Origin of the sequence: Rhodococcus sp. ZPP (genome assembly GCF_017656075.1) — a bacterium.
Lineage (GTDB): Bacteria > Actinomycetota > Actinomycetes > Mycobacteriales > Mycobacteriaceae > Rhodococcus_F > Rhodococcus_F oxybenzonivorans.
In genome coordinates, this window is the sequence record NZ_CP058643.1 from 48,774 (window position 1) to 67,368 (window position 18,595).

The window sequence follows — 18,595 nt, forward strand, 5'->3', positions numbered from 1 at the left end:
CCGTCCCCTCCCCTAGTTGACGAAGAAGCTGTAGTAACCGGACTCGACCTGCGAGGAATCCGAGGCCGACGTGGTCTCCTGGCCGGGCTGGGGGCCGACGCGGAAGGCGTAGTCCTGCACTTTCCAGTCCCTGTCCGCCCACACGAGATGCAGGTCGGCCGTGCCCCACGTTGCAACGCTGGCCTTGTCGCCCGCGGCGTTGGAGTTCAGTGACCCGGAGCCCAGAGCCCATACCGACACGTCTGCGGCATCGGCAGACAGCGACCGCACCGTCACGGTCGCGGGCAAAGTGGTGAAAGTGTCACCGGTGACCTGCCTATCCCGCGCACTGTCGAGGATCGAAACCAGCTTCGGGCTCGGGTTCTCGGCCACGAGAGCCTTTTCAACGTTGGCGATGTCCAACTGGCCGGCCATGGCCTTGTCGTCGGCCTGCAGGAAGTTCACCGCGGCCGTCGCTGCACCGCCCTTGTCCCGGGTGTAGCCCGAAGGGACTCCGTCGACGATCTGCGACGGGCCGTGCGGTGCTTGCGGCGTGCCGCCCTGCTCATCGTCGCCACCGCGAGTGAGCAGGCCGACCATCAGCACGACGAGGGCCACGAGTATGACCGCACCGAGGCCGTACACCAGCTGCTTTCGGCGACCGGAGCCGCGGCCCGTCGAGGCTGGTTCCGACGCCACCTTCCCGTTAGTGGGCGCCGTGGTGGGAGTGTTTTTGCCCGACAAGGACTGAGGGGTGACCGACGAAAAGTTCTTAGCCATAACATTTCTCCTTCTGCAAAGAGGGGTAGTTGAGTCGCTGTTACGCGATGATCGTGGCGACGCCGACGAGGAAGACACCGAGCATGCTCATCGCCCCGACTGCGATCCCGGCCCCTTCGCGTCCTCGGTGAGCTCGATCGGGACTTCGTCGCCACGCCTTTTCACGCGGACAACAGTCGCCGTGCACCGGATCGCGGAGAACACGGCGAAGGCGAAACCGAGGCCCCATGCTCCGCCGAAGACGAATAGCCAGTTCGAGGTCAAGAACTCTGAGACCAGGAAGCCGCCGATCGGCTGAGGACCTCCGGTAGGGAGAGGGGCGGCATCAGCGAGATTCGACATTGCTCGGCTCCCGGTCACTGGAAGACTGCGATGACGCCGCCGACAATCACACCGAGCATGCTCAGGGCCCCGAATGCGATACCGGCCCACTTCGCGTCCTCGGTCTGCTCGGCCACCTGAACGCCATAGCCGCCCTTCTTCGCACGAGCCAGAGCCACTGTGGCCCGGATGGCGGAGAACGCGGTGAACACGAAGCCGATGCCCCACGCGCCGCCCAACAGTTTCTGCCAGGCCTGTGTGAACTGGAGACCGAAGATTGAGAAATCGGGAGTGACCCCGTCGAAGGGGTTCGGGGCCGCGAGGATGGTCGTCGCGGCCTGCGCTGGCCCTCCCCCGATCAGTGTTGTGGCGAGGGCTACCAGCGCGATCGCAGTCAAGCGGCGCGCCCAGCGGCCGCGAATGAAGGTGGTGCGATTGTCGTTCAGCGTGTTTCCCATAGGGACGCGGGCCTTCCTGTCGGAGAGAATTCGGTAATCGATCGGATTCATGCGAGGTACCGGCGCTCACCGTGATCCGGACCGCGGTAAACCTGCTCGACGTGCCGATCGAGGTGCCGGTCGAGCTCAGCGAAGCGTGCCGGCCTGCCGGTGCGCTGTTCCCGGTCCCGCACCAATGGGCCGGTGGCGGGCCTGTCGCCCGCGGTCAATGCGGTAGTCCCGTAGTGCGCTGATTCGGCGAGCACGGTTGCCGTCATCGCGGTCACCCGCACCCACGCCCGCCGGGTCTCCTCAGAGAGACGGTCGTAGTCGATGCGCCCGCCCCGGGGAAAGGCAGGCTCGAAAGGCACGTCCGTGAAGTTGCGGATGCCGACCTTGGAGAGGATTTCGTGGATCTGATCGTGCAGTTCCGGGTCGGGTCCGGCCGAGTTCGGAGTGCCAACCACGATCGCGTTGGCAACCAAGTCCTCGAGCCCGAGCCGCTTGAGTGACTCGACCATCTTCAGGACAGCCACTGTCGCGTCGAGGGCGTAAACGATGGGAATCACCAGCACATGTGCGTTTCGTGCGGTCCACACCCAGCTCTCACACCGCCGATTGTTGCCCGTGTCGACGATCACTAGGTCACGCCATCGGCGCAGAACCGAGTAGATCTTTTCGCAGTCCTCGCCCTCGATCTCATCGAAACGGTCGGCCGAATCGTCGGAGGCGAGTACCTCCGCACCGGTCGGCTGCGGCCTGAGGAACTGAGAGAGTCCCGACGCTGCCGCGTGCGGGGCGGCCAGGTCGCCGAAGCTGGCAAGTAGATCCCACACGGACGTTGCCGGTACCGCCGACGCCGCCCGCAAGCCCAGAGTGCCCTCGGATTCGTTGTTGTCCCACACCACCGGCGGGCCCGACCGCCGGTAGGTGGCGAAGGTGTTCCCCAGCATCAGCGCGCTCACTGTCTTGGCCTGGCCGCCATCCGGATTCGCGACCATGATCAGCTGGTCGCCGATCAAGGGCCGCCCCACTGCGGCTACGCCCCGACGGTGCAAGACCTCCTCTGGTCGGGGCCGCAGCTTCAACGCCCCGCCGCTGACGGTGTTGAACCATCCGCGCCGACCCCATCGCGCCGGATCAGTTTCAGCGTTGGGCGGTGTGGGCAACAGCTCCTCATGCCACGCCGGGGCGGCCACTGCTGGTGCAAGTTCCTGCTGGTTGTCGCTGTCTCCCTCGTCCCAGACATAGTCCTGGTCAGAGCCTTCCGGTTCCGATCCGGCAGCCGGCGCCCACACCTCGGCCTCGTCGGCGTGCGGGTTCTCGAATTCCGGTTCCGCAGCAGGGGGCGGCGGGGTGATCTTTCGTGCCGAGCGCAGGTCGACCGGTGGTTCGGCTGGGTAGATGGAATCGGTCATCAGATTCGTCCTTTGCGTTGCAAGGCGTGCAGGTCGGTAGTCATCGGAGGCTGACGCGAGAGACCTCCCATCCGCCGTCGTTGCGGGCGAGAACCACATCGACGACCGACTGCCGGTGACCGGTCACCGTGCCGTCGGGCATGGTCACCGCCTGATCGATCACGTAGGAGCGGTATGCCTTCTCGTCGGTCTGCGGCGGAACCGGCTCCGCGCTTGCGGACACGGTCGGTACCAGCCGGGCCTGCTGCGCCGACCACCCCAGCCAGTCCCCGCCTGGTCCCTGCGCCGGTACCTCGCTCGCGACCATGCGCGCGAGTGCAGCCGCGAGCAGCGGTGTGGCGCGCACCGATCCGTCATTCGGGCCCGAATCAGTCGTGGTGTCCCAGGTGAACCACACGGTCAGTGCGGCCTCTGCGACATCGCTGGCGTCGGCGCGGTCGAGGTCACCGACCTGAGGTGGCAGCGTGGACGGGACTGGGGGCGCGGTGCGCTCCGCGGTGCCCGTTGGGCCGGGGGTCCACTGTTGGGCAGGCGCAGCGGGCGACGGAACAGCCTGCCCAGTGTCTTTGTCGGCGCCGCAGCCTGCCAGCAATGCGCAGAATGCGGTGACCGCCGCCACGCTCGCGGTGAGGGATCTACTTCTCATCAGGTGCCGTCCTGTCCTGTCGGGGTAGATGTTTCGGCCCTCCGCTGGCAGGGCCGAGCGGGTGCTGTGCCGGGTGCTCATCCGAACCGCTTTGCGCTCAGACCGGAAGCGGGCGGCTCCCAGTGCCGTTCTTGGACCACGCCACCGGACTCAGGGGCTTCGATGACGGTGTTGTTGCCCACCCAGATGAAGATGTGGCCGGAGTGCGGCTGGATGATGTCGCCGGGCCGCAGATCCGCCGCGCTGGCGACCGGGGTGCCCGCCGGGGAATCGATCTGGCTCTGGTCCTGATGCGGCAGGATGATCGCTTTACCCGACGCCGCCGCGACCGCGTACATGACCAGACCGGAGCAGTCGAAGCCGATCTTGTTGAAGTCGCCGAAGCTGTCGGCTACCCCGCCGTCCTGTTTCCCGCGGGTCGGGCCGTTCTCGTCGCCGCCACCCCACGCGTACGGGGTGCCCAGCCAGCGGCGGGCTGCGGCCAGCACTTGCTCCCCGAATGGGCCTCCAGTCGACCCTGTTTCGGCCGACCATTTCTGCGCCCACTTCGGGATGTCGGTGACGTAGTTCTGGGTCTCGGTGTTCTGGCACACCCCGCCCGCGGACTGGGAGGATCCGGGACCACAGTTGTAGTAGCTGAGCATCAACGCGGTGACATCGCCGGTGACCTTGCCGGCGGTCATGTCCTTCTTCGCCAGGTCAGCCAGTTCGCAGTCGTACGAGACCTGCGAGGCGACCGCGTCGGCGATGCTGAACGGGTCGGCCTTGCCGTCGCCGTCGCCGTCGATGCCCTTCGTTGCCCAGGTGGCGGGCATGAACTGTGTCGGTCCCTGCGCTCCGGATTTCGGGTTGGTGACGTTCACCTGGAATCCACCGGATTCGTTGCGGATCTGCGCCGCGACGATCGGGGGTGTGGTCTCCGGGCACTTGCCCGCGTACTTGAGGATCCACGGCACGAACGGTGCAGCAGCGGGGAAGTCGGCCAGCAGTGCCTCGACGTTCAGGCCCGAGCCGCCGACCGGGCGACCGCACCCGACACCGCTGGACGGGGCTGGGCTGATGGCGGCAGCCAATCGCACCGGTGACTCGATGGTTCCGGTCGGCTCGGTCGCGCGGGAGAGCCACGGCATCGGGTCGGTGGACTCGCCACCGCTGATCCGCGAACCCTGCCATACCTCGAAATGCAGGTGAGGGCCGGTGCTCGTCCCGCCGTTGCCGACGGCCGCGATCTGCTGCCCCGCAGTGACCTTGTCCCCGGTCTTTACGAGCACACCGTCCGGAGCCATGTGCCCGTAGACGGTGGAGATTGCCTGACCGTTCACGGTGGAATCGAGCACGATCCACTGGCCGAATCCGCTCGCTGGGCCGGCCACCGCAACGGTGCCGGCGGCGGCCGCGTAGATCGGGGTCCCGAGTGGGGCGGCGAAGTCTGTGCCCTCATGAAGGTCGCCGTCTCGCGGGCCGTACGGCGAGGACACCTGGTAGGTGCCTTCCCTCATCGGGAAAACCACCGAACCCGGCGCGGTCGGCGCACCGCGACCCGGGGCGGGCAGGCAGTTCGTCTCCGCAGGGTCCGACCCCGATCCGAGCACGATCAGGCCGAACAGCCCAGCGGCGATCGCAGCCACTACAGCTACAAATGCCTTCCAGGTCATGGCAGTTCGTCCTTCGTGTCAACATGCCCGCCCGGGCACGAAAGGTGAGGAAAGTTCGCGGATCGAAAACGATGGCGACAAAGGTCAATCAGTCAGACCCGGTCAGGGTCCTGCCCGCACCCCTCCGCCCGTCGAGCGAAGGGATGAGGAGAACGTGATCGCGCCGCGCGCATCGCCCGCCCAGGCTGCCGGTGTGACCATTGCTCCCCTCCTTTCTTGTGCTGCCGGAAAACCGTGGATTCGTCGATGACCAGCGCTCAGGCACCGCCGAGAGACTTGGTGAAGAAGTCCAGGAGCCACTGCAGTGCGGTTCGCGCGCCGTCGACGAGGAAGTTGCCGTAGGACTGGTGAGCGCCGGACGCGTAGAACGAGGCAGCGTCCAAGCCCTGCTTGGCCAGGGACACCAAATCCTGGGCCCCCTCAGAAGTTGCGAGGGAGGTCAGAGTGCCGCCGAGGCCGACCAGGTCCTGACCCTGTGCATTGGCCACCAACTGCGCAGACTGGCCGCTGACCTGCGTCTGCGCGCCGAGCTGAGAGGGGTCCGTGTTTGCCCCGCCGGACAGCACGCCGGTGGCCACCGACGCCAGATCCAGCCCGATCGGCAACAGTCCCGCGAGCGCGTCCGGGTTCTTCAGCGCCGCCCACGCCACTTCCTGTGCCTGGCCGACGTTGTTGGCCAAGCGGATCACGTCGAGGTTGCCGAGCAGATTGAGGACCATCGCCGCGATCTGGGTGTATCCGGATGGATCCGGAATCAGGGCCATCACCTGCGCTGCGGTGTGAAAGTCCACCACGGCGGCCATCTTCACCAGTGGCGAAAACAAGTTGTTGAGCTCACCGGCTACCCGGTGAGCGCCGTCGACGTCCAGGGCAGCGATCCTCTGCGGCAGTGCGACCAGATTCGCGCCGATCCCAGGCAAGTTCGCCGCGAACTCACCGATGTTCGACCCGACGGCGAGGACCTGGTTGATCAGCGTCGAGGGCTTGAGCACCGACAGCGCCGACGCGGCCGTGGACAAGGTGTCCGGATTCATCGCGCCAAGCGGCCCGAGCTGAGAGGTCAGCGTGTCGACCTGTCCCGACAGTGCGGTCCGCGCCACGGTCGGTGACGCACTCTGGCCCGCCGAATCACCTCCCACGGCGCCGGAGGTCTCCGACAGCAACAGCGACACGGTGTCTGACACCGTTCCGGCGGTCTTGATCAGCCCCGCCAGGTCGACCTTGCTGGCGACATCGAGGACCTGCGCGGCCGCCGCTTGCGGTGAATCGGCCGGTGCCGAGGTCAAACTCTTGACCGCGGACGCGTTGCCCGCCGCGAACTCTGCCACATCCTGCAACGGCGCCAGCGTCCGAATCAGCGAAGCGGCCGACGCACCCACACCAGCGATCTGGGAGGCCTGTTCCCCGGTCCTCACACCAGAATCGGTGGGCAGTGCCTCGATCCGTTGACGCATCACCTCCGGTGTCGAGGGCACACCCGCCAGATTGGCCTGCGAGAAATCGCTCACCAGATCGGCGGCCGCCGATCCCTCCGTGCTGTTCTGCGCGGTCACACCGGCCGAGCTCGCGCCACCGTACTGACCCGTCAAGGGAGAGGCCTCGACACCGGCCTGACCGACAGACGGAGACGACCCGGACACTGCGCCGGTGTCATTACCGATCAGCCTGCCGATCGAACCGAGCATCCCGTCCGAGTCAGCGTCGGTCGCGCAGTACAGGTCCCCCGGCGAGCACATCTGCCGGGTCACCGACGCCAGCTGTCCGAACCCACCCGGACGCGTTCCAGCGATACCCGTTCCGGCCACCGTCGGACCAACCAACTGCCCACTACCCGGACCACGCTTGGGATCAGCGACAAGACCCACAGCCTTCACCTGGCTCGCCGGAACGGGCCCGCGGCCGTTGCCAATCGACGAGGCGACATCGCCCGCGGCGTGCGCCCCCTGGCTATAGCCGGCCAACAGGATCTGGGTTGTTGCGCATGCCTCTTCGAGGACCCGGTTAACCGCGGCCACCCCAGCTTCCTCTGATTCTGTGTAGGTCTTCCCCTTGTCGAAGGCCGAAGCCGGATATGCCGGGAAAACCACGCGAATCCGGCTGCCGTACTTGTCTTTCAATCCCTTGCCGACCTCGGCGAGCATCCCGACTGGCACGTTCGGGTCGGCGTTCTCGTTGGTCTCCCACGTTCCCGGTACCAGCACCGCCATGTACGGCGCGCACGAGCCGCTGGTCAGCTCGCCCGGAGCGGCAGACGCGGCAGCGCCGCCGCCGACAACCGAGACCAATGCTGCCGTGACGGCGACCGCGGCACTCGAACGAATTCGCCGAATCATGTGATTTCTCCCCTACTTGGCTTTCGTGACGGACGCGACCATGTATCGGCCGTCCTGTTCGGCGACTCGGACTTCTTGCTGGTAGAGGACCTCGCGGCCGTCAGGCTGGCGCTCGCGCAACGTCAGCGCGTACACACCACCGCCCTCGGGGCTGATGACCGCACAATGCGACGTCCCGGCGGGAATGAACTGGTCGATGTTCGCTTGGATGTTGTCCGCGGTGTTGAACGGAGCGCCCGGCGCGATCAGCGCGCGTACAGCCGCACCGGATCGCTGCACGTAATAGGCATATTCGAGGGCGGCGACCACCCCGGACCCTGACGTGGAATCGCCCGCGGCGCTCGTCGTCAGCACCCCCGTGGCCGATCCACCTTCCGGACACCATTCAGGCTCTGTCGTGGGCGTGGGCGTGGCCGTCGCCGCGGGCGCAGCTGGAGCAGGCCCATTCGACATCACCGCAATCCCAGCGACGACCAGGGCGACCGCGCCCGCCACCGCGGTGAGCACCACCACCGAGACCATCACTCGGCGTCGAGGTATGGCGCGCAGCGCACCGGTAAAGGCAGCGAGCCGGCGTCCCACCGCGCGCGCACTCTCGCCGACTAACGCTCGGCGGTGCGAAGGGTGAGGTGGCGCTGTGGTTTCCTTCGTGTTGGCCTGCTCGAAGAAGCTGGCCCATACCCGGTCCTCGTTCGCCGAGCTGACGCGGGAATCCTGATCACCTGGTGTGCGTGTCACTGTGCGTCCCCTCGACGATCGGCTGAGGCGGCGGCTGGCATCGGCAGTGACGGTGAGGCTTTCACCGGCCGGGTGGTCACCACCTGCATGCCGACGAAGGTGCACGTCAGGAGGCACAGCGCCAGGACACTGCAGAAGGCAGTCGGCGTTTCCCAGTAGATCGGGTGGATGCCGGCCCATGCTGTGACTGCACCCACCGCAAGAATCAGGCACGTCACGCTCTCGCCCGAACGCGCCCCGGCGATCCACACGCCGTCCGCCCCGACAATCAACGCGCTCGTCGCAATCAGAAATGCGATGAACCCGTACACGATCGCGATCGCGATTACCGGCCCGCCGCCACCTAGGTGAATGACGAACGCCGTGACCGATGTCGCCGCAGTCTCGTAGAGATCGAAACCGGAATCCCACGGAGCCGGGTCGGGTGAAATCCAATGACGCAGAGCCTCAACCCAGTTCCCTGCGCCCAAGACGGCCGTGGTGGCGGCGATGCGCACCACCCAGCCCGCGAAGGACAACCCCGCTGCGGGCATGGGGCGTCGCTCGACCCGGACAGTCGATCGCCTCATCATCACCGCCACCGATGCCCCTACGTGCTTACCGGGACGGGGAGACCTGCGGCGACGGCATTGCTGACCAGCTGCGAGGCGAGACCCGGTGTCGAGTCACCGAAGAACGTGTCCAAGGCTGTGTCGACCTGCTCGAGCGCCTGCTCCCCGCCAGGCTGGGCGGCTGCGAAGTCGCGGACCTGCTGGTCGATGACCGGGGCCGTTTCGACGATGTCCTGCACCGTTGAGACGACCTGGGCGCCGACCGGGTTGGCCTCCCACTGCTCGAGGACCTGCTCGGTCTGCTCGGTGATGGCCGCCTGGTCAACGTCCGGGACCTCGACCTCCTTCGGCTCACCCTTGTCCGCGGCTGCGAACGGGGTCACCGCGGCGGCCGCGCCGAGACCACCGAGGGCCGCGGCGGCGACGAACGCGGGAGGGGCGCAGGCCGCCGCGCCAGCTGCAGCCCCACCAGCGGTGGCAATGACGCCGACCGGGGCCCATCCGATTCCAGGGAGGAAGACGTTGCCCGCGCTCATACCGACGATCCCGGCGACCGTGCCCGCTGCAAGAGCACACGCGGTACCGGCCACGACAGCAGCCCCCGTCCCGGCGGTGACCGCACCAATGGCACCTGCGCCGACCTGCGCCGCCGAGATCCGCTCGGCGCGGGAGGTCTCCACACCGAGTGACCGCCAGAATGTCGTCGCACCGGACTCGACAACCGCGACGGAGTTGTTGGTGCGGTCTTTGTCTACATCGGACACCCAGTTCGGCTGTTTGAGGTGCAGCTCACCGAACCGCAGGGTGTCTCGCGGCGCGATGAACGGCTTCGTGGGCTCCACCCACTGCGGAAGGTGTAGATCCTGAAACTGCACCGGCGCGACGTCGTCGTAACCACTCTCCGGTTCGACGTACTCGTTGTTCTCGTAGTCGAAGTTCGGGATCGGTTGGTAAACGACCGGCTCCGCCGGTGCCTCACCCCAGTACACCGGTTCCGGCTGGGGCTCGGCGGCCTCAGCCGGGGCGGGCGCGACCGGCGCAGGCTCAATGGGAGTAGTGATTCCCGGCTGATCTGCGGGCGTCTCGGGGGTCGTGATTCCGGGTTGGTCCGGGGCGGCGTTGGCGATCCCGTTCGTAGCGAACCCGATTACGACCGTGACCGCGCCCAGAAGTGCAATCTTCTGAGTTGCCCCCTGCTTCCGGAGGCGGTGTTGCCCGCCGGATTCGTTGTGACTCATGTACTTACCCTTCGATTCGTTGTGGTTGAGACGTTCGGGTGGATCAGCCAATCGGGCCGTCAGCGGCGAGGCCTATGACGAGAGAGGGAGGCTGGGGATGGTGAAGGCTGTCAGGCGTGGGGACGACAGTGCCGAACGGCGGGGACCAGTGAATGGCCAATCGGGCACGTCGGAAGCCCTGTGAGCGAGACACTCACGCAGACATGTCCTGGGCATCGGCCCGGACAGGAACTGACCACACCGCACCGGGTCCACGGTGTCGCGAGAAGTGAGGGTGGGAGCTCGTCGGCCAATGCCGGGGTGCAGTCCTGTAGACGGAGGGCGTCGGAGGTGTGGTCAGTCGGAGCGAATCCCGAGGTTGATGCCTGAATTACACTCGAAGTCATCGAGTCCTCCAGATGGGTACGGCAACGGACCGCAGGGACTCGAGGTTCCGCGGTGTGGACGCGCAACGCGTGGAAACGTCGCGGTAGAGAACAGATCCCAGGCGCGCACCGGGACGCCAATCACGAGCGCACCTGGGATCCCTTCTAGGCTGCGATGCTGCATACGAGGTCCGGCATGACCTCTCATCGTCAACCGTTTCAGCTGCCTCGGAGCTTGGCGAAAAGCCCGCCGGCAGCTGAGTCTCTTCGGGGCTGGAAGCGTCGCCCGGTCCGCGATGGTTCCCGCCTCGCGAACATCCTGCTCAGACCGCATATCCACCCCCGTTTCCTGGTTTAGGTGCTCAATTTAAAACCGGATAACATGACCGTACTATATCGCAACATACTGGGACGGCATAGATTGGAGTCAGGCAAAGTGGGGGCTCATGCGCGGGAGCAAGGGATGAGCAGACGAATACTGCGGGGGTTCGCTCCCGCAGCCCTCAAGAAGGCGCGAGAGAAAAAGAAGCTTTCGGTCGGGGAGTTGGGCCGCCTCGCGGAAGTGAGCCCAGGCGCTGTCCTTACGTGGGAAACGGGCAAGAGCACCCCGCAGGCCGACAGCCTCAAGCGAGCCGTCACCGTTCTTGGAATCGCCATGGAGGACGTCGTCAAAATCAAGCCCGATCAGCGCTACTTGGGCGATCTGCGGGTTTTTGCGGGACTCACGCAACCACAGCTCGCCGCAAAGATCGGTATCTCCACGACCGCTCTGGCGACTGTCGAGCGGGGCCATTCTCGCCTGAAAGAAGACGTGGCTCAGCGGTTGGCCGAAGAGTTCGGTCTTACCGTCCAGGACGTCGAAGATGCGTACGAACGCACCCGCACTCGGCCTCCGCATACGTCTCCGTAGCTGTCGGCGCACAGTCGTCTTCCTCCCCGTCTGAGGCGAGTCCCCGCGACCGACCTCAAGGCCGAAACAATCATTTCTGATCGTCTGGGCAATCAGGAGTAAACCGCTTCTTGCGGCTCGCGGCAACACAAAGAAGCTATGGGCGTGTCACCGACGCCCGAATGGCCGTGGCAGACTCATGCCCCATGACCGCTAGCGATCAGGAAGCCCCCGCCACCCTTACCTGCGGAAACCGCGTCCGCGAGCAATGGAAGTCGCACGACCGCGCCGGACGCCTCGCGACCGCGATCAAGGCCGCAGGGATACAGCCCGGCGAGCGTGTCGCGCTCATGCTCCGCAACGACATTGAATTCCTCGAGGTGTCGCTCGCCGCGGCCAGCTGTGGAGCGAATCCAGTACCGATCAACTGGCACTGGACCTCCCCCGAGGTGCAGCACGTCCTCAGCGACAGCGGCGTCCGATTGGTTTTCGCCCACACCGAATTCGTCGGCACCGTGCAGAAGGCCATCGAGACAGCAGGTCTCGACACCGTCCTGGTGGAAGTGGCCATGCCGCCGGAGCTTCTGGGTGAGTTGGGGCTGTCTCCAGAGCTTTCCCGAGTGACTGGAACGAGCCAAACCCTCGAAGAGTGGATCGAGAACGCTGCGGAGCCGCTCCCCTACCAGGAGGGGGCAATTGCAGACTCGATGGGATTGATCTATACATCAGGCACCACGGGAACGCCGAAGGGCGTCGTGCGCGAACGTATGACCCCTCATCAGCTGCTTTCCATCGCCGGCGGCACCGCGAACCGAATGGGTTTGGCCCCCGGTGGACAGATGCTGGTCGCCGGACCGCTCTACCACACCAGCCCTAATGCGCTGGCCGTCCTCGCACTCAGGATGGGCACGAACATCACCATCATGCCGAGGTTCGACGCCGAACGGTTCCTACAGCACGTCGCCGAGCGAAAGATTCAGCAGGTCAAGATAGTGCCGACGATGCTGTCGAGGCTCCTGTCACTTCCGGATGACGTTCGGGCGAGCTACGACGTCTCCAGCCTGACCCATGTCATCCACTCCGCCGCGCCGTGCCCACCAGCAGTCAAAGAAGCCGCAATCCAGTGGTTCGGTAACGCCCTCATCGAGTTTTACGGTTGCTCCGAGGCCGGCACCATCACGTGGATCAATGCCGACGAGTGGCTTGCGCGCCCCGGCAGTGTCGGTCGACCGGTAGATGGTGCCGACGTCCTGGTCGCCGACGACGAGGGAAACAAACTACCGGCAGGCGAGACGGGGCGAGTCTACGTCAAAGGCGCGGACTACTGGCCTGATTTCGAGTACCTGAATCACGCGTCGACGGGCGAAGTTCCGTTCCGCGGATACATCACCGTCGGCGACGAGGGCTACCTCGACGGCGAGGGCTTTCTCTACCTCACCGGCCGCACGGCAGAGGTCATCATTTCGGGTGGGGTGAATATCTATCCGGCTGAAATCGAGAACGCGATCACGGCGCTGGGCACCGTGGAAGACGTCGCGGTATTCGGCGTCCCCGGAGGCGAATTCGGTGAGTCGGTCGCAGCGCACGTAGTCCCTCGCCCCGGGGCGAACCCCACACCCGAAGGCATCAGGGCGTCACTCGACGGTGTTCTTGCTCGGTACAAGATTCCTGCAACGGTCGTGATCACCGACAGCCTTCCACGCGAGGACTCAGGCAAAATCTTCAAGTCACGACTCAAGACGCAGTACGTCTAGCCCTCCTGGTGGCGGGCGTCGTCGACTCTGCGGTTCCACACGTACGAGATCATCGCCGATACCCGCCGCCAGGCGTGGCCTGCTCCGAAGATACCGAGCCCACAGGTCACCAGAAGCACGGTCAGGAACCCGAGCCCGACGCTTACCGGAGACTCGATCCCGATGCTGTCCCCCGCGACAAAGCGGAACATCACCCCTGCGAGTTTCCAAATCCCCCACAGCACACCGCACATGCAGCCGGCGATTGTCACGACCTTGCTGAGGCCGGAGCTGTATTTCCAGGTCATGTATCCGAGCACGCCGACGGGCACGGCGATCCACGGCAGAAACGTCAGCTGGTATAGCACCACCCGGTGATCATCACCGTAGACATTCAAAAAGTCGGCCGTGGGCGCGAAATGACCACTCGAGAGTTCGAGCCGCAACGCGAGCGCGCTGCTTACCGCTGCTATCGAGAGGATCGAGAGGTCACGCCGGAGTGCCGGATTCGCCCAGTCCTCTTTCTGCGTCCGGTGCGCGTGGAGGATGGCGAGCGCGAGGATGAGGAACGACCAACCACCGAGAACAGCGAAGGTTGCGCCCCAAATCCGGTCTTCGGTTGTCAGCGGCTGCCGTTCCCCGAAGATCAGCAGGGGCGAATATGTGTGCAATGTCAGTGAGTAGAAAATGATCCCCATGCCGAGCACTGTTCGGTCCGGGATCGCTTTGACCAGGCCCAGCCCCGCGAGAAGCGCGCCTACAACGCAAGAGGCCCACGCCACCCACTCGATCATTCAGTCTCCATCCGTCGCTGCTTTATGCCCGGAAACCGAACGCGGAGGACAGCATGCGCGCGGGCGCCTCAGCGGGACCGACTGCCCGCACTCGTTGCCTTAGAACGGTAGTCCCGACCTTCCACGCGAAACGCTCACAGCTCAGTTCAATGCGCTGACGCCGGAAGGACCGAATCAGGCTGTTGGAATGATCCTCCGCGGCTGCGGAGCAGCTGTGCCCCTCTAGGAGGTGGAACACCTCATGGCTGACGATGAAAATGTGGTGATCTTCGCTGGTGGACGCGGGTACGGATACGAATGCACACCGGTCGGTTACGAAAGAGGCCCCGGACAACGGGAGGCCGGATGAAACCCCGCTCAGCATCCGGATCGGTAGCCCCATCTCCGTCGACGCATTCGCGAGGAACTGGTCGAGGTCGAATGGATCCGGAACCAGTTTCCGGACAAGCGCATCGATGCGCCGTCGGCCACGCACGCTAATCCTCGGTCTTCGGGAAGTCGCGCGCGAGGATATCGCTTGCCTCGCGGACGAGGCGTGCAAGCTCGTGCCTCGCTTCGGGTGTCAGCTTCTTCGCGCGGAGGCCGGCGATCTGGAGGCCGCTGTCCTGCAACGCCCGCTGGAGCTCATCGGCAGGATCCGGGTTGGCTCCGGAGAAGTAGTCGAGACTCTGACCGAAGAACTGCCCAATTGCTTCGAGGACGGGTACATCAACTTTGCGGACGCGGCCGGTTCGTATCCGATAGATGTACTGCCGGTCGATCGTTCGTCCAACAGCGCGGCTCACGAACTCCGCGACGAGGGCGTTCGAGGTCTTGTTGCCCCGGGGCCACCGAGTCTTGAAGAGTTCCTCGACCCGGGTCGCAACAGAAGCATCGGCTCGTCCCATACCGAGCATTTTGGCATGTCCCCCTCTGTTCGGTGACGGCAGCGCGATGTGCCCGTTTTAGATTGCGGCCTTATAGTAGTCACTGCGAGCTTTTTTGGACCAGTTACGGCGCGCCTCCGCTACTCCTCACCATTCCAGGACCAGAATTGCCGGAATCCCACGAGAGGGAGGAACGCCATGCCAACCACAAGCAAGGGATCACATGCCAAGCCCGGTCGACCCAGTCTGGGAGACCGCAAAAGGCTTGGACGGGTGCCGGACGAGCTTTATGACCTGCTCGACAGCGAGCGGAAGGCGCACGGCGTCACGTCGGTCAGCCAGTACGTCTCCGACCTCTTGGCTCTCCGCGCGGGCCGACCCGACCTTGTTCGTGAACTGAATCTCGACCAGGAGGTGCTTCCGCTGACTGCTTAACCGCGTGCGACATCTAAATAGCCGTTCGCAGTAGTACGTCTGCAGATATGACAAAACCCTGGCTCTCATGCCGGAGAAACCAGGGTCTGTCTTGTAGATAGCGAGTTCGCCGCTCGCAACTACTGCATCCCCGAAGGGACTTACCGTGCTAGGTACGTCTCAGGGTAGCACTTTGCCTACTGCGAGTCGGGCAAGTACCTCATACCCTGTTGCCGATTCAATCACTCATGCGCGTATCACCTCGTATGCCGACGAGGGCGCACCAAACACGCAGCTCTACAACACATGCACCCGCATGTGGTCGCCGCGGCGGCGCGTCCGCGTCGACCCGGACCGAAAACACAAATACGACGCCTCTATCTCCATGCCCCTGCAGCAGCCGGAAATTCCTTGGGCGATCTATCTCGCCAGCTCAGATCACCGCTTTCGGCTTCTCGCGCTCGACTTCGACACCTCCCGTTTTGGCGCCGAACAGGCTCGCACCGATTCAGACCGCCTCGCCGCACACCTCGACGACCTGGGTGTCCACTACCTGCGTGCGCACTCCGGGCCGACGGGCGGCCAACACATCTGGCTCCGACTTGGCGAGGACGGTGCCGCCCCGGCCGCGGTCGGCGAACTCAACCGCGTGCTCGTTCAGCACTACCCAACCTTCGACAAATCCCCCCCTGGGAAACCCCGATAAGGGGGGTTGTGCGGCCTCCAGGTGCACCACACCGCAACGGTGGACGGTCCGTCCCCCACCTGGCCGGTGCCGAGTTGCAGCAGGCTCTCGAGCGCGTCAGCCGCGGGACGACGCCGGAAGTCGTCAATTGGCTCCTCGCGCGGCATCCCCATGCGGAGCCCGCTACACCGCCCGAAGAACATCGACGGCCGCGGATCGTTGAGGATGCGGCGGGTCCGAGACTCGACCGACCCCGGCGGCCGCTATCCCACCGAACTGCGGCTTTGCTCGCGACGGTGCCGTCGAAAGGGACGGACCGAAGTGCCCTCGCTTACACCATCCTTCTTTCCATGGCCCGAGCCGGACACACACTCGACGACGCCCGCGCCGCCGTTGTCACAGCCCCAGGTCTGATTCGGCTTCGTGAGGACGCGGCCCGCGGCCGCGACGACACAGAACGCCAATGGACCCGCGCCCTCGCCCGAGCCGCTACCTTCACCGCTGACCCTGGCCAGGCGCCCCGTGAACCGATCGACGACGAACTCGACGCCATCGAACATGCCCTCGCGGTGACGACAGCGCACTGGGGCCGCCGAGGAGGAGCAAGTGACGAGCGGATCCTGCACGCACTGACCGCGCTAGCACGCACCGCCCGCACTCGGGTCCTCGACATCGACTGCCGCCGCCTGGGACAGACATGCGCTCTCGACGCGTCCACGGTCTCGCGCAGGCTTCGTGTGCTGGCACGGGAAGGCTGGGTCACGCTTACCACTCCAAGCGCGGGGACGCGAGCTGCACGGTGGACCCTCAACCAGCCGCCTGATGGGGGCGTAGAGATTACTTCTAATGCAACACAAGGGGAACCCGCCCCCGCTTCTGCGCCCGGGATCCCGCTCCTCCCCCACCACACCCACGATCTATGGAGTCCCTTGAGGTCCGGCGGTCTCGGTGCGGCAACCGCCCGCGTCCACTGGTTCTACCGGTCTGGGGTCGACAGCCTGACCGGCTTGTCGGAGAAGACTGGTTACGGCACCGAGTACATCGAACGAGCACTGACCCGCCTGCACTCGGCAGGACTGCTCACCTCGAAGGCCACGGGTGAGCAGCTGCTCCGGACGCTCGAGATCGCCGCACAGACCCGGGGAGTTGCCGGGATCAACGTCCGCCGAGCCGCACGGCATCTGGTAGATCGCGAGCTGTTTACCTGGTGGAACGAAGAGCAAGAGTGGCGAAGCTCGCTGGGTAAGAAGCGCGGGACACGGCGGACTACCTCGACCGGAATGCTTGCGCTACCAATTTCGGCCCCGGCACGAGTCCGCTACGGCAGGTTCCCCACCCGATCGAACGGAAGGGCTGACTACTCCACCGCCCGAGACGTGGTGTCTCAGATCAATTCAGCCGTGCGGTGGGCCGCATGACAAAAGGCCAAGTGGATCGACGAACAACGCTGCGGCTGGGCATACACAGGCCCAGGCAGGACTCATCGCCCCAGCGCGGCACCCACTACCCGGCCGCGGTTCCCGGCTAGGTTATCGAGCATGAGGCGCCCAACCACCTCGACACATAACCCACAGTGCCGCACACCCCGGACTCCGTGCCGCACCGCTACCGACGTCGTAGCCCGGTTCGCTCAGGGCGCGAAGACCGTCATTGTCGACTCCCCGCCTGATCAGATCCTCGAATTCCACGACCTCATTGGCGCCGGCACCCTGCGGATCACCGGCACCTCACGCGTCCGCATCACCACCAGCACACCGCAACAACAGACACGGTCGCCGGCCATCGTCGTCACCGACGCGGCCCAGGTGCAGCTCGAGGGACACTCTCGCTGCTACGCGTACACCACCGCCATCATCGAAGCGTTCGACGACACCCAGGTCGAAGCCCGCAACAAGACCACCGTCTACGCAGTCGACCGAGCCAAGGTTCGCGCCACTGACGAACCCACGATCTACGCCTACGACCAGGCCACCATCCACGCCGACGGACACACCACCGTCCACGCCACCGACAACAGCCGAATCCTCCTCCACGACAATGCCAACGTCACAGCGCAACGAGGTGTCACCATCCACGGCCCAGCGCGCACCAACACTCGTATCCGCCAATAATGGCTGGCGATAAACTCTTTCCGGTTCCACGCGAACAATGAGACTCGATGGGCTTCCCCCGGCGTGTTAGCTTCCGTCCGGGCGAGCCGGAAATGACCGGCCCCATCCGAGAACTGGTGCCCTTACCGTTCAGACGGTGAGGGCACCAGCCGTATGTGCCGCCGCCACAAACGGGCGATGAAAGACCGGTCACCCGAACGCGTACAGGGTGGCGCTCCGGTCAGGTGCACCGATCGCCGTGGTGACCGGGTGGTGACGGCCGGTGTCGGCGGCCGGCGGTTTGTGGGTTGGTGGTGGGGCGCTCGCCGCCCCCACACCCCAGGCAGCCTCCAGGATCGACCACCACCGGCGCAACGGCCACCCCGATAGGGAAGACCGGCCCGGCGGCACCCGCCCCGTCGACAACCGCAGGGAGCTACCGCCCCGACCCCGAGGCCGCAAACGAAAAAGCGTGTTTGCACCCCCGGACCCGGCACGGTCCAGACGCACCCAGCCGACGGGACGCCCACCACCTCCACACCCCGCCATTGCAGGCATCCTGCAAACCTGCAAAACAACCTGCAACCTGCGCAAACGCCCATGCAAAACGGTGACACAACACACACATAATCAGGTTAGAAATAAGTCGAGAAACCGCAATTC

The 18,595-nt window shown here is 65.3% G+C and carries 18 protein-coding genes; 6 read left to right on the forward strand and 12 right to left on the reverse strand.

The window, feature by feature from the left end:
• Positions 1-12: 12 nt before the first annotated feature.
• The gene (locus HYG77_RS38930; RefSeq protein ID WP_208964601.1) at positions 13-759 is read right to left on the reverse strand and encodes a hypothetical protein; all 747 of its coding nucleotides are present in this window, start codon (positions 757-759) and stop codon (positions 13-15) included.
• On the opposite strand from HYG77_RS38930, the gene HYG77_RS38935 reads away from it, so the two are divergent.
• On the forward strand, positions 734-1,057 hold the full coding sequence (locus HYG77_RS38935; RefSeq protein WP_208964602.1) for a hypothetical protein: 324 nt from the start codon (positions 734-736) through the stop codon (positions 1,055-1,057). The genes HYG77_RS38930 and HYG77_RS38935 overlap by 26 nt on opposite strands.
• Positions 1,058-1,115: 58 nt before the next feature.
• Here HYG77_RS38935 and HYG77_RS40510 read toward each other — a convergent pair whose 3' ends face one another.
• From HYG77_RS40510 to HYG77_RS38975, 8 genes are all read right to left on the reverse strand, one after another.
• A complete protein-coding gene (locus tag HYG77_RS40510) occupies positions 1,116-1,589 on the reverse strand; it encodes a hypothetical protein (RefSeq protein ID WP_244461617.1) in 474 nt (157 codons plus the stop codon).
• Entirely contained in the window at positions 1,586-2,935 is a 1,350-nt protein-coding gene (locus HYG77_RS38945) for a hypothetical protein (protein ID WP_208964603.1), read from the reverse strand. The genes HYG77_RS40510 and HYG77_RS38945 overlap by 4 nt, the downstream gene beginning before the upstream one ends.
• 40 nt (positions 2,936-2,975) lie before the next feature.
• Positions 2,976-3,581: a hypothetical protein gene (locus HYG77_RS38950; protein ID WP_208964604.1), complete on the reverse strand. Its 606-nt coding sequence runs from the start codon at positions 3,579-3,581 to the stop codon at positions 2,976-2,978.
• A gap of 77 nt (positions 3,582-3,658) precedes the next feature.
• Positions 3,659-5,236 carry a peptidoglycan DD-metalloendopeptidase family protein gene (locus HYG77_RS38955; RefSeq protein ID WP_208964605.1) on the reverse strand — a complete coding sequence of 526 codons (1,578 nt, stop codon included), beginning with the start codon at positions 5,234-5,236 and terminating at the stop codon, positions 3,659-3,661.
• Between the two features lie 257 nt (positions 5,237-5,493).
• Positions 5,494-7,569, reverse strand: coding sequence for a cutinase family protein (locus tag HYG77_RS38960; protein ID WP_208964606.1), 2,076 nt, complete (start codon positions 7,567-7,569; stop codon positions 5,494-5,496).
• 12 nt (positions 7,570-7,581) lie between these two features.
• Complete coding sequence (locus HYG77_RS38965; protein ID WP_208964607.1) at positions 7,582-8,307, reverse strand: hypothetical protein; 726 nt, start codon at positions 8,305-8,307, stop codon at positions 7,582-7,584.
• The gene (locus HYG77_RS38970; RefSeq protein WP_208964532.1) at positions 8,304-8,840 is read right to left on the reverse strand and encodes a hypothetical protein; all 537 of its coding nucleotides are present in this window, start codon (positions 8,838-8,840) and stop codon (positions 8,304-8,306) included. Before HYG77_RS38970 ends, HYG77_RS38965 begins: the two co-directional genes overlap by 4 nt.
• 56 nt (positions 8,841-8,896) lie before the next feature.
• The gene (locus HYG77_RS38975) at positions 8,897-10,096 is read right to left on the reverse strand and encodes an insoluble domain protein (protein ID WP_208964533.1); all 1,200 of its coding nucleotides are present in this window, start codon (positions 10,094-10,096) and stop codon (positions 8,897-8,899) included.
• 828 nt (positions 10,097-10,924) lie between these two features.
• Between HYG77_RS38975 and HYG77_RS38980 the strand changes: the two genes are divergently transcribed.
• Together HYG77_RS38980 and HYG77_RS38985 are read left to right on the forward strand one after the other, a co-directional pair.
• The gene (locus HYG77_RS38980; RefSeq protein ID WP_241032086.1) at positions 10,925-11,371 is read left to right on the forward strand and encodes a helix-turn-helix transcriptional regulator; all 447 of its coding nucleotides are present in this window, start codon (positions 10,925-10,927) and stop codon (positions 11,369-11,371) included.
• 185 nt (positions 11,372-11,556) lie between these two features.
• On the forward strand, positions 11,557-13,104 hold the full coding sequence (locus HYG77_RS38985) for an AMP-binding protein (RefSeq protein WP_208964534.1): 1,548 nt from the start codon (positions 11,557-11,559) through the stop codon (positions 13,102-13,104).
• On the opposite strand, the gene HYG77_RS38990 is transcribed toward HYG77_RS38985, so the two are convergent.
• Positions 13,101-13,877, reverse strand: a complete 777-nt coding sequence (locus tag HYG77_RS38990; RefSeq protein ID WP_208964535.1) for a hypothetical protein — start codon at positions 13,875-13,877, stop codon at positions 13,101-13,103. The two genes, HYG77_RS38985 and HYG77_RS38990, sit on opposite strands and share 4 nt — an antisense overlap.
• 476 nt (positions 13,878-14,353) lie before the next feature.
• On the reverse strand, positions 14,354-14,764 hold the full coding sequence (locus tag HYG77_RS38995) for a hypothetical protein (protein WP_208964536.1): 411 nt from the start codon (positions 14,762-14,764) through the stop codon (positions 14,354-14,356).
• Positions 14,765-14,941: 177 nt separating this feature from the next.
• Here HYG77_RS38995 and HYG77_RS39000 point away from each other — a divergent pair, with 177 nt between their 5' ends.
• Positions 14,942-15,178 (forward strand): toxin-antitoxin system, encoded by a 237-nt coding sequence (locus HYG77_RS39000; protein ID WP_208964537.1) that lies wholly within the window; start codon positions 14,942-14,944, stop codon positions 15,176-15,178.
• 487 nt (positions 15,179-15,665) lie between these two features.
• Here the strand turns inward: HYG77_RS39000 and HYG77_RS40515 are convergent, their stop codons facing one another.
• A complete protein-coding gene (locus HYG77_RS40515; RefSeq protein ID WP_244461601.1) occupies positions 15,666-15,821 on the reverse strand; it encodes a hypothetical protein in 156 nt (51 codons plus the stop codon).
• Between the two features lie 371 nt (positions 15,822-16,192).
• On the opposite strand from HYG77_RS40515, the gene HYG77_RS40520 reads away from it, so the two are divergent.
• Positions 16,193-17,260: an FUSC family protein gene (locus tag HYG77_RS40520; protein ID WP_244461602.1), complete on the forward strand. Its 1,068-nt coding sequence runs from the start codon at positions 16,193-16,195 to the stop codon at positions 17,258-17,260.
• A gap of 120 nt (positions 17,261-17,380) precedes the next feature.
• The gene (locus HYG77_RS39010; RefSeq protein WP_208964538.1) at positions 17,381-17,953 is read left to right on the forward strand and encodes a hypothetical protein; all 573 of its coding nucleotides are present in this window, start codon (positions 17,381-17,383) and stop codon (positions 17,951-17,953) included.
• The last annotated feature ends 642 nt before the right edge of the window (positions 17,954-18,595 follow it).

Coding starts and splice junctions, on each gene's coding strand:
- HYG77_RS40510 (WP_244461617.1), bottom strand. CDS start 1,589: ATGAATCCGATCGATTACCGAATTCTCTCCGACAGGAAGGCCCGCGTC.
- HYG77_RS38950 (WP_208964604.1), bottom strand. CDS start 3,581: ATGAGAAGTAGATCCCTCACCGCGAGCGTGGCGGCGGTCACCGCATTC.
- HYG77_RS38945 (WP_208964603.1), bottom strand. CDS start 2,935: ATGACCGATTCCATCTACCCAGCCGAACCACCGGTCGACCTGCGCTCG.
- HYG77_RS38985 (WP_208964534.1), top strand. CDS start 11,557: ATGACCGCTAGCGATCAGGAAGCCCCCGCCACCCTTACCTGCGGAAAC.
- HYG77_RS38990 (WP_208964535.1), bottom strand. CDS start 13,877: ATGATCGAGTGGGTGGCGTGGGCCTCTTGCGTTGTAGGCGCGCTTCTC.
- HYG77_RS39000 (WP_208964537.1), top strand. CDS start 14,942: ATGCCAACCACAAGCAAGGGATCACATGCCAAGCCCGGTCGACCCAGT.
- HYG77_RS40520 (WP_244461602.1), top strand. CDS start 16,193: ATGGCCCGAGCCGGACACACACTCGACGACGCCCGCGCCGCCGTTGTC.
- HYG77_RS38970 (WP_208964532.1), bottom strand. CDS start 8,840: ATGCCCGCAGCGGGGTTGTCCTTCGCGGGCTGGGTGGTGCGCATCGCC.
- HYG77_RS38960 (WP_208964606.1), bottom strand. CDS start 7,569: ATGATTCGGCGAATTCGTTCGAGTGCCGCGGTCGCCGTCACGGCAGCA.
- HYG77_RS38995 (WP_208964536.1), bottom strand. CDS start 14,764: ATGGGACGAGCCGATGCTTCTGTTGCGACCCGGGTCGAGGAACTCTTC.
- HYG77_RS38955 (WP_208964605.1), bottom strand. CDS start 5,236: ATGACCTGGAAGGCATTTGTAGCTGTAGTGGCTGCGATCGCCGCTGGG.
- HYG77_RS38980 (WP_241032086.1), top strand. CDS start 10,925: ATGAGCAGACGAATACTGCGGGGGTTCGCTCCCGCAGCCCTCAAGAAG.
- HYG77_RS38930 (WP_208964601.1), bottom strand. CDS start 759: ATGGCTAAGAACTTTTCGTCGGTCACCCCTCAGTCCTTGTCGGGCAAA.
- HYG77_RS38975 (WP_208964533.1), bottom strand. CDS start 10,096: ATGAGTCACAACGAATCCGGCGGGCAACACCGCCTCCGGAAGCAGGGG.
- HYG77_RS39010 (WP_208964538.1), top strand. CDS start 17,381: ATGAGGCGCCCAACCACCTCGACACATAACCCACAGTGCCGCACACCC.